This window comes from Herbiconiux moechotypicola (assembly GCF_024979255.1).
Lineage (GTDB): Bacteria > Actinomycetota > Actinomycetes > Actinomycetales > Microbacteriaceae > Herbiconiux > Herbiconiux moechotypicola.
Genome location: NZ_JANLCN010000002.1, coordinates 57,075 through 70,878 on the forward strand (window position 1 = coordinate 57,075; position 13,804 = coordinate 70,878).

9 protein-coding genes are annotated in these 13,804 nt (G+C 72.0%); 6 read left to right on the forward strand and 3 right to left on the reverse strand.

Annotated elements, in window-relative coordinates; all coding sequences use genetic code 11:
• Nucleotides 1-26: 26 nt before the first annotated feature.
• Nucleotides 27-656, reverse strand: a complete 630-nt coding sequence (locus tag N1031_RS03020; protein ID WP_259478114.1) for a TetR/AcrR family transcriptional regulator — start codon at nucleotides 654-656, stop codon at nucleotides 27-29.
• A 25-nt stretch (nucleotides 657-681) separates the two neighbouring features.
• Here N1031_RS03020 and N1031_RS03025 point away from each other — a divergent pair, with 25 nt between their 5' ends.
• Nucleotides 682-1,521, forward strand: coding sequence for an alpha/beta fold hydrolase (locus tag N1031_RS03025; RefSeq protein WP_259478115.1), 840 nt, complete (start codon nucleotides 682-684; stop codon nucleotides 1,519-1,521).
• A gap of 37 nt (nucleotides 1,522-1,558) precedes the next feature.
• On the opposite strand, the gene N1031_RS03030 is transcribed toward N1031_RS03025, so the two are convergent.
• Nucleotides 1,559-2,473 (reverse strand): amidase domain-containing protein, encoded by a 915-nt coding sequence (locus N1031_RS03030; protein WP_259478116.1) that lies wholly within the window; start codon nucleotides 2,471-2,473, stop codon nucleotides 1,559-1,561.
• A gap of 122 nt (nucleotides 2,474-2,595) precedes the next feature.
• On the opposite strand from N1031_RS03030, the gene N1031_RS03035 reads away from it, so the two are divergent.
• Entirely contained in the window at nucleotides 2,596-3,180 is a 585-nt protein-coding gene (locus N1031_RS03035; protein WP_259478117.1) for a hypothetical protein, read from the forward strand.
• 9 nt (nucleotides 3,181-3,189) lie between these two features.
• Here N1031_RS03035 and N1031_RS03040 read toward each other — a convergent pair whose 3' ends face one another.
• Nucleotides 3,190-4,209 carry a M15 family metallopeptidase gene (locus tag N1031_RS03040; protein ID WP_259478118.1) on the reverse strand — a complete coding sequence of 340 codons (1,020 nt, stop codon included), beginning with the start codon at nucleotides 4,207-4,209 and terminating at the stop codon, nucleotides 3,190-3,192.
• 92 nt (nucleotides 4,210-4,301) lie between these two features.
• Here N1031_RS03040 and N1031_RS03045 point away from each other — a divergent pair, with 92 nt between their 5' ends.
• The 4 genes from N1031_RS03045 (at nucleotide 4,302) to N1031_RS03060 (ending at nucleotide 13,793) form a co-directional block, all read left to right on the forward strand.
• Entirely contained in the window at nucleotides 4,302-5,255 is a 954-nt protein-coding gene (locus tag N1031_RS03045) for a sigma factor (RefSeq protein ID WP_259478119.1), read from the forward strand.
• Nucleotides 5,256-5,450: 195 nt separating this feature from the next.
• Entirely contained in the window at nucleotides 5,451-11,528 is a 6,078-nt protein-coding gene (locus N1031_RS03050) for an Ig-like domain-containing protein (RefSeq protein WP_259478120.1), read from the forward strand.
• 40 nt (nucleotides 11,529-11,568) lie between these two features.
• Nucleotides 11,569-12,543 (forward strand): AAA family ATPase, encoded by a 975-nt coding sequence (locus N1031_RS03055; RefSeq protein WP_259478121.1) that lies wholly within the window; start codon nucleotides 11,569-11,571, stop codon nucleotides 12,541-12,543.
• The gene (locus N1031_RS03060; RefSeq protein WP_259478122.1) at nucleotides 12,540-13,793 is read left to right on the forward strand and encodes a DUF58 domain-containing protein; all 1,254 of its coding nucleotides are present in this window, start codon (nucleotides 12,540-12,542) and stop codon (nucleotides 13,791-13,793) included. The genes N1031_RS03055 and N1031_RS03060 overlap by 4 nt, the downstream gene beginning before the upstream one ends.
• Nucleotides 13,794-13,804 lie beyond the last annotated feature (11 nt).

Consider the following 13,804-nt stretch of genomic DNA (forward strand, 5'->3'; position numbering starts at 1 on the left):
GCGGAGCTCGTCCTCCTCTGCCCGGCTCAGGTCAGCAGCGGTGCCAGCAGCTCGCCCAGAGCACGCTCGGTCTCGGCCGGGTCGAGCCCGCCGTCGAACCTCAGGATGCGCCAGGTCGTCGCGTCGCAGATGGCCACCACCTGCGCCGACCGCACCCGGTGAAGCACCGGATCGTCGGTGGCGATCCGCGCATCGAACACGCGGCGGCACCAGTCGACGTGAAACCCGCGGCCCTGCACCGCCAGTTCGGGCAACCCCTCCACGAGCGGCGCCTCGGCGTAGAACTTGAGGATCAGCAGGCCGTAGTGCTCGTAATGGTCCACCAGTGCCGCCAGCGTCTGCGCGGCGGAGTCGCGCATCGTCCCCTCCCGGGCGGCCGCGATGCGGCCGAGCTCGCGGGCCACGACGGCGCGCAGCACCCCCGCCTTTCCACCGAAGCGCCGGATGACGGTCTGGACCGTCACCCCGGCCTCGTTCGCGATCTCGTCAAGGGTGATCGCGTCGAAGGGCGCCACGGCGAATCTCGCGAGCATCGCGTCGAGGATGCGCTCCCCCGTGACCTCCGCCGACCGCGCCCGCGCCGACATGCGATACGGCCGCGCCGCACCGACCCGACCCGGCGTGGGCGACTCGGGCTCGAGCTCGTACATTTTCATGTGAATTAGGCTAACATCTAATTTCATGTCAATTCAGCACACTTCGAATCCGGGCCGGGATCGCGTCGAGACGCGGCTCGGTCACCTGCACGTCCGCCACTACGGCGGCGACGGGCAGGCCACCGTGCTGTGGCCGTCGATGTTCGTGGACGGCCACAGCTGGAACCTCCTCATCCCGCTCCTGCTCGCCGCCGACCACGACCGCCACCTGATCGTGGTCGACCCTCCCGGGCTGGGCGCGAGCGATCCCCTGACGCGGGTGAGCTCGATCGCCGAGGCCGCAGACGCCGCGGTCGACCTGCTCACGGCGTCGGGACTCGAACACACCGCGGTCGACTGGGTCGGCAACGCCTTCGGCGGCCACGTCGGGTTCGAGCTCGCCACCCGGCCCGGCGTCGTGCGCAGTCTCGCCGCCATCAGCTCTCCCGCGGAGGCGATCCCGGCCGGCCTCCGCCGCCAGATCACCCTGCTCGCGCCGCTGCTGCGGACGTTCGGCCCCATCGGCCCCGTGCGCCGAGCCGTGGTGACGGCGATGCTCACCGAGCGCTCCGCGGCTCGCCCCGAGCTCGTGCGGATCGTGCGGGAGAGCCTCGAGCGGCCCACCCGCCGCAGCCTGGCGCGGGCACTGCGGTCGTTCATCCTCGACCGCGTCGACGTGTCGGAGAGCCTTGGGCGCATCCGGGTTCCCGCCCTCTACCTCGCGTCGGACGACCGGGGAGACTGGAGCCCGTCCGACGCGGCACGATCGGCCGCCGCGACGCCGCACGCCCGTGCCGTGACGATCGCGGGGGCGCGCACCCTGATTCCGCTCGAGCAGCCCGAAGCGCTCTGCCGCGAACTTATGCGGTTCTGGAAGGGGCTCTAGACGCGACCCGGACGATCGCGACCAGGTCGCCCGCGAATCAGGCGATCGACCAGAAGTGCGCGGTGCCGCCCGGCTTCTCGACCGTCACCGCGTTGTCGAGGTCGCGGTAGGTGGCATCGAGCGTGTGCCCCACCATCGCGATCGAGATGGAGCCGTCGGCGTTGGTCGTGACCTTCGAGATCATCATGGTGTGGTCGACCCCGTTGTCGTTCTGCGGGTCCCAGTCGAACATCACCACGTCGCCGATCTTCAGCTGCGACCGGTCGGAGAACTCGTACCGCGTGGTGTCGGGGCGCGAGGCGTAGTAGGCGTCCATCTGGTTGCCGCGGATCCAGCTGTAGCTGTAGTCGCCCGTGGCCACGTAGTCGCTGTACCAGTCGGCGTTCTGCTCCCAGCCGCGCTGCAGCATGGTCTGGTTCACGAAGTTGCCGCAGTCGTTGTCGGGGAACTGGCCCCACTCGGCGAGGTTGTAGTCCTGCCAGTAGGTGAAGGCGTACTGCATCTGGGCGTCGACGGGGGTCTGCACCTCGTAGGCGTAGGCCGCATCCGCCACCACCTGCGTGCCGTCGGCGAGCACGACGGTCACGGGCACGGCTCCCACGGCGAAGTTGAACGAGGCGGGGGTGGTGAGCGTGATGGTCGAGTCGTCGACGACGGTGAAGGATGCGGCGGGCTCGCTGCCGAACGAGACGGAGGCGACGGCCGAGTCGCCGTCGAAGCCGGCGCCGCTGAGGGTGACCGCGGTGGAGCCTGCGAGGGCGCCGACGGCGGGGGTGACCGCGCCGAGCGAGACGCGCTCTCCGGCGGCCGCGGCGTCGGCTGCGGATGCGGCCCCCGCGCTCCCGGAGCCGCTCGCGTCGCCTGCGGAGTCGGTCGCGCATCCGGCCAGCGCGAGCGCCGTCGCGGCGGCGAATCCGGTGAACAGGGTGCGGCGGGAGATCTCGGGAGTCACTCCACCATGCGAACACATCAACATTTGTGTCCCCTATGAGGGGGACATCACGCGCTTGGGAGTGGGAGTCCCATCGCATTCCCGCTAGCCTCACCACATCTGTTGAAGAGAGGGGGAGCGGGATGCGCCTCACAGCCGTTCGACTCGCGCTCGGCCCGGCACCGAGCCGTGCACTCGTGGCGCTCGCGGCCGTCGCCTTCCTCGGAGGGTGCGTGGCGACCTCGAACGCCGACGCGGCCACCTCGGCCACCCCGCCCACCCCGGGCGGCAGCGCGCATCCGGTCGCTGGCGATGGCGATGACCTCCACTACCCCGACGGCGCCGATGCGACGACGCCCGCGTGCCAGCCGGCGAGCGCGGCCGTGGTGACGGCGGTGAACGCCGCGATGACGCCGCCCGACTACCACCCCGAGGGCACCCCGCTCTGGGTCTCGTCGCTCACGGCGGCACCCGATCCCGAGCATGCCGTGTGGCTGCTCTCCGGCACGGTGCGGCAGGACAGCACCACCGACGGATACGTGGTCGCCTGGGCCACAACAGCCGACCCCACCCTCGACGACTTCGACGCGCCCCTCCGCTCCATCGGCTACGCCACCGCCGCGATCACCTCGGCGCCCGCGCTCCAGTTCGCCGACGGCGACGTCGCGGGCGGCCTGCCCCCTGCCGCGCTGGCGTGCGCGGCGCAGTCTGCGGCCCGGGTGGGCTGACGCCCGGCCTCAGTAGCCCGGCGCCGGCGGCAGTCCGAAGAACTCCTCCAGCGTGGTGACACCGGTGGCGTGCATCTCGGTCGCGAGCTCGACGCCCACCCACCGGTAGTGCCACGGCTCGAACTCGTAGCCCGTGATGGGCGTGGCGCCGTCGGGGTAGCGCAGGATCCACCCGAACCGCCACGCGTTCGCCGCCAGCCACTGTCCGGAGGCCGCCGTCGAGAAGCACGGGCCGTCGTCGAGGGTGCACGAGGAGTCCTGCCCGAGGATGTCCATCGCCATGCCGGTCTGGTGCTCGCTGTAGCCGGGGCGCGCGCTGGTGAGATCGGCCCCGTCGACCCCGAGCAGGTTCACGTAGTAGTTGTACGCATACACCTGGGAGTCGTAGGAGCGGTAGCCGCTCTGCGCCACCAGCTGCACCCCGATCTCGGCCCGCGCCGCGGCGAACATCTGCTCGAGCGAGGCCGCGGCGTCGGCGCGCAGCAGGTGCCCGTTGGGGTTCGGGATGTCCGGGGCCAGTTCCACGAGATCGGGCGGCACGTAGCCGGCGGCACCGGCGAGCGGTCTCAGCTTGTCCACCACCACCCACGGGCTCGTGGGGTCGTCGATCGACTTCGCGGCCTTGTCGAACGCGGGTGGCGGTGGGGGTGAGGCCGGTTCGGATGCGGGGGGTTCGGATGCAGGGGGCGACTGCCCGGCATCCGTCGCCGGCGCCTCGGTGAAACTCGGCGCCGGGATCGTGGTGGTCGCGACCCCCGTGGCCGACACGGGCGTGCCCGCCGGCGCCGCCCCGAACCGGATGACACCGCCCGCCGACAACGCCCCGACCGTCACGACCGCCGCCACGAGCACCGTGGCCCCTGCCGCGAGGAGCGCCTGCCGCGTGGCCCGCTTCCTGCGCGCCGCCCGCACCTGCGCCCGAGTGCCGGCACCGGCTCCCGCCCGCACGCCGCGCCCGGAAGGCACGTCGCTGTCGCTGCGCCAGGCGGAGCGCTCCCCTGACCCGCGCTCACCGCCCTGCCCCGACACCGCCCCAGCCTATCCACCCGACCTCGCTCTCCCGACCGGGCAGCGCTGCGGGCCGTGCGACGCAGCACATCACCTGCGGGCAGGATGGGGGCATGGCCGACGAATTGGATGCGCCTCACCCGCGGGATGCGCGCGACGGGCTCGTGCTGGCCGAGCGCCGCAACCTGCTCGGGCTCGGGTACCGCATGACGGGAACGCTCGCCGACGCCGAGGACGTGGTGCAGGAGAGCTACGCGCGCTGGTACCGGCTCACCCCCGCCGAACGCGACGCCGTCCTCAATCCCGCGGCGTGGCTCACCCGCGTGGCCGGCCGGGTGGCGCTCGACCTGCTCGGCTCGGCGCGCGCCCGCCGCGAGCACTACGTGGGCCAGTGGCTGCCCGAACCGCTGCCCGCCGGCCTCTTCACCGGTACCGGTTCCGCAGCGCCGGCCTCGCTCGACCCGCTCGAACGCGTCGCCCTCGACGACACCGTCGGGTCGGCCCTGCTGCTCGTGCTCGAGACCATGACCCCGGCCGAGCGGGTGGCGTTCGTGCTGCACGACGTCTTCGCCGTGCCCTTCGACCAGATCGCCTCGATCGTCGACCGCTCCCCGGCAGCGGCGCGCCAGCTCGCGAGCGCCGCACGCAGCCGACTCCGCAGCACCCGCACCGCTACCTCCCGCAACCCCAACCCCGTTTCCCCGCGCCACCACGACGACACCGTCCGCGCCTTCCTCTCTGCAGCCCGCACGGGCGACCTCCTCACCCTCATGGCGGTCCTCTCCCCCGAGATCGAGCTCCGCTCCGACGGCGGAGGCGTCGTGAACGCCGCCCGCCAGGCCGTGCACGGCACCGACCACGTGGCCCGTTTCGTGCTCGGTGTGCTCTCCAAGAACCCGCACACCACGTTCACCGAGCAGCCCACCGCCGACGGCCTCGGCTACCGCCTCGACGTCGGCGGCCGCCTCTACGGGATCGTCACCTTCGACGTCGCCGACGGCCTCGTGACGTCCGTTCGCCTGATGCTCAATCCCGCCAAACTCACCAGCTGGCCCTCCCTCCCCTGACCCCTCAGCACATCCCGCACCGGATGTCACATGGGGACTTCTCCCCAGACGGCCGTTTTGGCGACCTCTCGCCGATCATGCTTGAATGACCCCTGTACGGGGTACGCCCGACCCGAAGGGCCGTACCGAAGGTCGCTCCCGGGCGACCCCGCACAGTCTTGCCCTCGCCGTGACCACCCGACGATCGGAGACCGTGTGAGGCTGTTCCAGGCCATCCGCCGCCACAAGGCCACCAGTGCCTCTGTCGCCACGGTCGCCGCGGCCTCGATCGCCGTCACCACGATGGCCTTCCTCTACGAGGGCGTCGAGACCGCCGACGTCGATCTCAACGACGGCGGCGTCTGGGTCACGAAGCCCTCCGCCCTGCTACTCGGGCACCTCAACCACCCGGCCCAGGTCATCGACGGCGGTCTCCGCACCTCCTCCACCGACTTCGACGTGCTGCAGAACGGCGACACCGTGCTGCTGCTCGACTCGGCCGGCGCGACGCTCACCCCGGTCAACCCCATGACGGTGGCCCTCGAGTCGCCCGTCAACCTCCCGCCCGAGGCCTCGGTCTCCCTCGGCGGCGACTCCGTCACCCTGCTCGACCGCCAGACCGGCGGCCTCTGGGCCGTCGACTCGGCCCAGGTCGGCTCATTCACCCCCGACCCCGAGGAGCCGATGGCCGAGCTCGGCGCCGGTGCCGCCGCGGTGGCCGACTCCGAGGGCACGGTGCACGCCCTCTCCACCTCCGACGGCCGGCTGCTCAGCTACGAGCGCGACGAGGCGACCGGCGCCTTCCCCGAGGAGCCCACGGCCTCGACCGCCTTCCCCGAGGTCGAGCAGAGCGCCCAGCTGACCCTCACCACCGTCGGCGACCAGGCCGTCGTCTTCGACTCCGCCACGGGCACCCTCTACCTGCCGGGCGGCGGTGTCGCCGAGCTCCCGGATGCTCAGGGCGGCATCGTGCAGGCCTCCGGCCCCGCCTCCGACGACGTGCTCGTCTCCACCGCGACCACCCTCATCCGCCAGCCCCTCGCCGGCGGCGAGCCGGTCGTGCTGCAGACCACCGGCGAGCCCGGCGACCCGGCCGCGCCCGTCTTCCTCAACGGATGCGCCTACGCGGCCTGGTCGGGCTCGGGATCGTACCTGCGCGACTGCGCGGGCGACGCCGACGACGTCGAGAGCGAGGTTCCCGATCTCGCGGCGAACGCCTCGCTGCGATTCCGCGTGAACCGCGACGTGGTGGTGCTCAACGACGTGGCGACCGGCGTGGTGTACCTGGTGAACCAGGACATGAAGAAGGTCGACAACTGGGACGACATCGCCCCGCCGCCCGAGGAGAGCGACTCCGAAGAGGAGGAGGACAGCACCGAGGAGGAGCTGCAGGTGCTGCTCCCCGACCGCTCCGAGGAGAACACCCCGCCCACCGCGGTCGACGACTCGTTCGGCGTGCGGGCAGGCCGCACCGTCATCCTCCCGGTGCTGAACAACGACACCGACCCCGACGGCGACGTGCTGACGGCGTCGCTGAGCGGCAACGGCCCCTCGTTCGGCGAGGTGCAGCGCATCCTCAACGGCGCGGCGTTGCAGGTGGTGGTGGAGCCGGATGCGCGGGGCGCGTCGAGCTTCAGCTACACCGCCGACGACGGCCGCGGCGGCACCGACACGGCGACGGTGTCGCTCACGGTGCGGGGCGACGGCGAGAACTCGCCGCCGAAGCAGCGGCAGGTCTCCGACGTGCTGGTGGAGCTCGGCGCCACGGTGAAGCACAACGCGCTGCCCGACTTCGAGGACCCCGACGGCGACGACCTGTACGTCACGGCGGCGTCGACCGGCACGGCCGACCAGGTGCAGTTCCGGCCCGACGGCGAGATCACGTTCACGAGCATCGACCCCAACACCGGGCCGAAGGACGTGACGGTCACGATCTCCGACGGGCGCTCCGAGATCGAGGGCACCATCCGGTTCGTGGTGCGCGACAAGGGTGCGCTCGCCCCGGTGACCACGCCCGACGCCGTGGTGGCCACGGTCGGCGAGCGGGTCACCGTCGCCCCGCTCGAGAACGACCTGAGCCCCTCCGGCGCCCCGCTGCGGCTCGCGAAGGTGAACGAGACGCCCGGGCTCACTCTCGAGCCCGACTACACGACCGGCACCTTCGCCGTGACGGGCGCCTCGGTGGGCGTGTTCTACGTGCAGTACCTGGTGGCCGACGGCCCCAAGACGGCGGAGGGACTCGTGCGGGTCGACGTGGTGGCCGATGAGGACACCGAAGACCCGCCGATCGCCGTGCGCGACACCGCGCAGCTGCCCACCGGGCGCACGACGCTCGTGAACGTGCTAGCCAACGACACCGACCCGAACGGCGGCATCCTCGCCGTGCAGTCGGTGCAGACCGACCCCGACTCGGGTATCTCGGTGGAGGTGCTCGAGCACCAGATCCTGCGCATCGCCGACCGGGGCCTCGTCGGACCCACGACCGTGCGCTACACGGTCTCCAACGGCTACGCGAGCGCGGTCGGCGAGGTGTTCGTCACCCCGATCGCCTCGCCCGAACGGCTGCAGCCGCCGGTCGCGGTCGACGACACCGTGACCGTGCGGGTGAACGACGTCGCGACCATCCCGGTGCTGGCCAACGACTATCACCCCGACGGCGACACCATCCGCCTCTCCGAGACCCTCATCGAGCCGCTCGTTGCCCCGGCCGACGGGCAGATCTTCGTGGCCGAAGACGTGGTGCGGTTCCGCGCCGGCCCCGAGCCCAAGACCGTCTACGCCACCTACGAGGTGGTCGACTCGCAGGGCCAGAAGGACGCGGGCTACATCACCATCCGCGTGGTCGGCGACGACGGGGCGAACTCCCCACCCCGTCCGGAGGACGTGACGATCCGCGCCCTGCAGGGCACCAGCGTGCGCATCCCGATCCCGCTCGACGGCATCGACCCCGACGGCGACTCCGTGCGCCTCGTGGGCCAGAGCTCGGCGCCCGCGAAGGGCCGCATCACCGAGGTGGGCGAGTCGTGGCTGGTGTACGAGGCCTACCCCGACGCGACCGGCACCGACACCTTCACCTACGCCGTGCAAGACCGCCTCGGCGGCCTCGCCACCGCCACCGTGCTGGTGGGCATCATCCCCGCCTCCGACGCCAACCAGGCGCCCTACGCCCAGAAGGACACGGTGCAGGCCCGCCCCGGGCGCACCCTCGCGGTCGACGTGATGGCGAACGACTCCGACCCGGACGGCGACCCGATCGCCATCCGCGAGAACGGCCTCGAGGTGCCCGACGGCGTCACCGCGGAGGTCGACGGCGGCCGAGTGGTGGTCACCGCACCCGACCAGGCCGGCGACTACACGGTGCTCTACACGATCGTCGACCGCTGGGGCGCCGCCTCGACCGGGTCGCTGCTCGTGAGCGTGAGCCCCGACGCGCCCCTGCAGGCCCCGATCGCCCGCGACGACACCGTCCCCGTCTCCGATGTGCTCGACCGTCCCTACGTCGACATCGACGTGCGCGAGAACGACGACGACCCCGACGGCACCATCGACGAGTTGGTGGTCTCGACGGCCGACGCCACGGCGACCGTGCAGCCGAACCAGAACCTGCGCATCGAGCTGCTGCCCACGGAGCAGATCGTGAGCTACACGGTCACCGATCAGGACGGCCTCACCGCCTCGGCGTTCGTGACCGTTCCGGGCATGGACACCCTCCCGCCGGTGCTCCGCCCCGGCATCGAGCCGATCGTGGTGAACGACGGCGAGACCATCGACCTCGAGCTCGGCGACTACGTGCTCGTGGCCGAGGGCAAGTCGGTGCGCATCACGGAGGCCGAGAAGGTGCGTGCCTCGAACTCCAACGGCGACAACCTCGTGGCGGGCGAGACCACGCTGCGCTACACCCCGAAGGCGCGCTACGACGGCCCGGATGCGATCAGCTTCGAGGTGACCGACGGAACGGGCCCCGACGACCCGGCCGGACACAAGGCCACCCTCGTCATCCCGATCCAGGTGGTCTCCGACTACAACACCCCGCCGAGCTTCGTGAACACCGCCGTCTCGGTGGCGGCCGGCGACGGCGAGGGCACGGTCGACCTGCGCGCCAACTCGCAGGACCCCGACGAGGGCGAGCTCGACGCGCTCACCTACACGATCGCGGGCGACACCGGAGCGGGCGTGAACGCTCGCATAGAAGGCGCCACCCTGGTGGTGACCGCCGATGTCGACGCCCCGCGCACCTCGTCGCCCGTGGAGATCGACGTCTCCGACGGCGTGAACCCGCCCGTGCGCGGCACCGTGACGGTGACCGTGCTCGCCACCACACGCAACCCTCCGAGCGCCACCGACGACGTGGTGCCGCAGGCGAACCAGGGCCAGACGGTGACGGTCGACGTGCTGAGCAACGACTACAACCCCTTCCCCGAGTCGCCGCTCGAGATCACCCAGGTAGTGGTGGAGACCGGCTCGGGCAACGCCTCGGCGAACGGCTCCTCGGTCGACGTCACGCCGGCGGGCGACTTCGTCGGCACCATGGTGGTGCGCTACCGGGTGGCCGACGTCACGGGCGAGCCCGACCGCGTGGCCGACGGGCGCATCCGCCTCACCGTGCAGGGCCGGCCCGACGCGCCGGCCACGCCGACGGTCACGAGCATCCAGGACCGCACGGTGGTGCTCTCGTGGTCGCCGCCCATCAACAACGGCGCCGAGATCACGGGCTACACCGTGACGAGCCCGCAGGGCTACTCGAAGCAGTGCGCCTCCACCACCTGCACCCTCGACGGGCTTACCAACGACGTGGAGTACACCTTCACGGTCACGGCCACGAACTCGGTCGGCGTCTCCGACGCCTCGCCGCCCTCGGCGGTGGCACGGCCGGATGCGCGGCCCGACCAGCCGGAAGCCCCGAAACTGGTGTTCGGCGACGAGAGCCTCACGGTGACCTGGGTCACCCCGCCCACGCCCGGCTCCGCCGTGGAGTCGTTCAATCTCGAGATCTCTCCCGCCCCGGCCCGCGGTGCCGCCACGCGCTACGACGTCACCGGCAACTCCCTGGTGTGGGAGGGGCTGGAGAACGGCACCGCCTACCAGGTGCGGGTGCAGGCGGTGAACCGGGCTCCCGAGCCGAGCGAGTTCAGCACCTTCTCGGCCGAGGAGATCCCGGCCAGGGCCCCGGATGCGGCGGCCGCGCCCACGACGACCCGCCTCAACCCGGTGGGCGACCGCGCCCAGCTGCAGGTGGCCTGGACCCCGCCGGCGAACAACGGCGACGCCATCAGCGCCTACACCCTCGAGGTGCTGCGCGGCGGCAGCGTGGTGAGCACGATCGACGCGGGCACCTCCACCGAGCAGGCCGTGCCGCTCGACATCTCCGAGACCGACTACACCTTCCGGGTGACCGCCGAGAACAAGGCGGGTGCGGGCGAGCCGTCGCCGCAGTCCGCCCCGCGCCGCGCGTTCCTCGCGCCGACCGCGCCGGGCGCCCCGTCTCTGGCCGAGGGCGACCGCCAGATCACGATGACCGTCGGCTCGCCGGCCGACGGCCGCGGCGCGCGGCAGGACGAGTTGACGTACCAGTACCGCCTCAACGGCGGCGGCTGGAGCTCGCTGCCCTCGGGCGGCGTGATCGGCGGGCTGCAGAACGGCCAGAGCTACTCGGTGGAGACCCGTGCGGTCACCCCGCTCGACGGCACGAACTACGAGGGCCCGCCGAGTGCGGCGTCGAACACGGTGGTGCCCTACGGCCCGCTCGGCCAGCCCAGCGCCTCGGCGTCGGGCGGGGCGACCACGGTGTCGCTGTCGTGGCAGGCTCCGCAGCCCAACGGCCGCGACATCACCTCGATCCAGGTGCTGGTCGACGGTGCCGCCTACTCCAGCGCCCCGAGCGGCTCGGTGACGGTGGGCAACGGTTACAGCCAGACCCACTCCGTGCGCATCACGGTGACGGATGCGGCCGGCCAGACGGTGTCGGCCGAGGCGAGCGCCACGAGCGACCCCGAACCCCCACCGCCCCCGAAGGGTGCGTTCCTCTCGTCGTGGACCTCGTGCGATGGCGAGAACCTCGTGAACGGGCCGCCCTGCGTGCGCATGAAGCTCACGGTCGAGAACTTCCTCGGCCAGGGCAGTGTGCACTGCACCTGGTCGGGCGGCAACAACCTCTCCACCGACATCTCCGTCGACGGCAACGGCAACGGCTCGAAGAACCTCAGCTGGTTCACCCAGGACAGCGGCGCGTACTCGCTCGAGAACCAGGCCGCCCGCATGCAGTGCGACGGCGTGCAGGTGGTGGCACGACGATGACCCGACCCCTCCCGCTCCCCCCGAAAGGAAGCCCCCTCCCATGACGATGACCCCCGAGCAGGCGAGCTGGTTCGCCGGCACCTTCGACCGACTCGTGCAGAACGTCGGCCTGGCGGTGCTCGGCAAGGAGCACGTCATCCGTCTCACCCTCATGGCCATGATCTCCGAGGGCCACGTGCTGCTCGAAGACGCCCCCGGCACCGGCAAGACCAGCCTGGCCAAGGCGATCGCCGCCACGGTGCAGGGCACCCACCAGCGCATCCAGTTCACCCCCGACCTGCTGCCCTCCGACGTGACGGGGGTGACGATCTACGACCAGGAGACGCACCGCTTCGACTTCCACAGGGGGCCGATCTTCGCCTCGATCGTGCTGGCCGACGAGATCAACCGGGCCTCGCCCAAGACGCAGTCGGCGCTGCTGGAGGTGATGGAGGAGTCGCGGGTGTCGGTCGACGGCGTCACGCACGAGGTGGGCCGCCCGTTCCTCGTGATCGCCACGCAGAACCCCATCGAGCAGGCCGGCACCTACCGGCTGCCCGAGGCCCAGCTGGACCGCTTCCTCATCAAGACGAGCATCGGCTACCCCGACCTCGCCTCGGCCGAGCAGATCCTCGCGGGTTCGTCGAACCGCAACCCCTCGTCGTCGCTCTCGCCGGTCATCACCACCTCCGCGGTGGCCGACATGGCCGACCTCGCCTCCACGGTGCACGTCGACCCCGCGGTGCTGCGGTACACGGCACAGCTCGCCGAGGAGACGCGGCTGGCCACCGAGACCCGCCTGGGCGTCTCGGTGCGCGGCGCGATGGCGCTCGTGCGCGCGGCGAAGGTGTGGGCGGCCGCACAGGGGCGCCACTACGTGCTGCCCGACGACATCCGCGAGCTGGCCGGGCCGGTGTGGACCCACCGCTTCGTGCTCGACGCCGAGGCCGAGTTCCAGGGCGCCACGGCCGAGCGCGTGCTCGCCCGCGTGCTCGCCGACGTCGCCGCTCCGCAGTCGAGGCAACCGGCCGCATGAGACGACTGCTGCACCGGATGCGCGCGGCGCCCGTGTGGGCGGCGTCGCGCGAGCGCGTGGCCGCCGGCGGGCGGGGCGTACGGCGTGCGGCCGGCCCGGTTCTCTCGACCGTCTCGGGCTTCGGCTGGGGCGTGCTCGCGGCCACGATCGTCGCCCTCGTGGCCGGCGTGGTGCTGGGCTGGCGGGAACTGCTCGTGGTGGGGGCGGTGCTGCTCGCGGCTCTGCTCATCGCCGTGGGCTTCGCGATCGGCCGTTCGGCCTATGCGGTGTCGCTCGACCTCGCGCTCACGCGGGTGGTCGTGGGCGAGCGCGCGGTGGGCCGCGTCGCGGTGGCGAACACCGCCTCGCGGTCGATGGCGCCCGCCCGCATCGAGCTGCCGGTGGGCGCGTCGTTCGCCTCGTTCGCCCTGCCGAGGCTCGCACCGGGTGCCGAGCACGACGAGCTCTTCGGCATCCCGACCCACCGCCGATCGGTCATCACGGTGGGCCCCGTGCGATCGGTGCGGGGAGACCCGCTGGGCCTCCTGCGCCGCGTGGTGCGCTGGACCGACCCGGTCGACCTGTACGTGCATCCGAAGACCATCTCGCTCGGCGGCTCGTCGTCGGGCTTCCTGCGCGACCTCGAGGGCATCGAGTCGCGGGTGCTGAGCGAGAACGATGTGTCGTTCCACGCCCTGCGCGAGTACGTGCCCGGCGACGACCGGCGCTACATCCACTGGAAGACCTCGGCGCGCACGGGCACCCTCATGGTGCGCCAGTTCGAGGAGACGCGGCGTTCGCATCTCGCCGTCGCGTTGTCGACGAGCACGGCCGACTACGCCGATCCCGAGGAGTTCGAACTCGCGGTCTCGGTGTGCGGGTCGCTCGGCGTGCAGGCCCTGCGCGAGGAGCGCGAGCTCACCGTGCTCACGCAGACCAGCACGCTGCGCACGCAGACGGGGCGACTGCTGCTCGACGACCTCTCCGGCGTCGAGACGGCCGAGCGGCGCGGCACGGTGACCTCGCTCGCTCAGTCGACAGGCTCGGCGGTGCCAGGGGCGTCGGTGGCCTTCCTGCTCTTCGGCGGGCCGGTGTCCGCGCGGCAGCTGCAGGCCGCGAGCGTGCACATCCCGCTCGGTGTGCGGGTGATCGCGGTGAGCGCCCAGCCGGGCGCCGCGCTGTCGCTGCGGCACATCGGCGACGTGACGCTGCTGACGGTGGGCGAGCTGAGCGAGTTCCCGCTCGCGCTGCGGAGGGCGAACAGCGGATGAGTGGCGATCGG

Coding starts and splice junctions, on each gene's coding strand:
- N1031_RS03020 (WP_259478114.1), bottom strand. CDS start 656: ATGAAAATGTACGAGCTCGAGCCCGAGTCGCCCACGCCGGGTCGGGTC.
- N1031_RS03025 (WP_259478115.1), top strand. CDS start 682: ATGTCAATTCAGCACACTTCGAATCCGGGCCGGGATCGCGTCGAGACG.
- N1031_RS03035 (WP_259478117.1), top strand. CDS start 2,596: ATGCGCCTCACAGCCGTTCGACTCGCGCTCGGCCCGGCACCGAGCCGT.
- N1031_RS03045 (WP_259478119.1), top strand. CDS start 4,302: ATGGCCGACGAATTGGATGCGCCTCACCCGCGGGATGCGCGCGACGGG.
- N1031_RS03055 (WP_259478121.1), top strand. CDS start 11,569: ATGACGATGACCCCCGAGCAGGCGAGCTGGTTCGCCGGCACCTTCGAC.
- N1031_RS03060 (WP_259478122.1), top strand. CDS start 12,540: ATGAGACGACTGCTGCACCGGATGCGCGCGGCGCCCGTGTGGGCGGCG.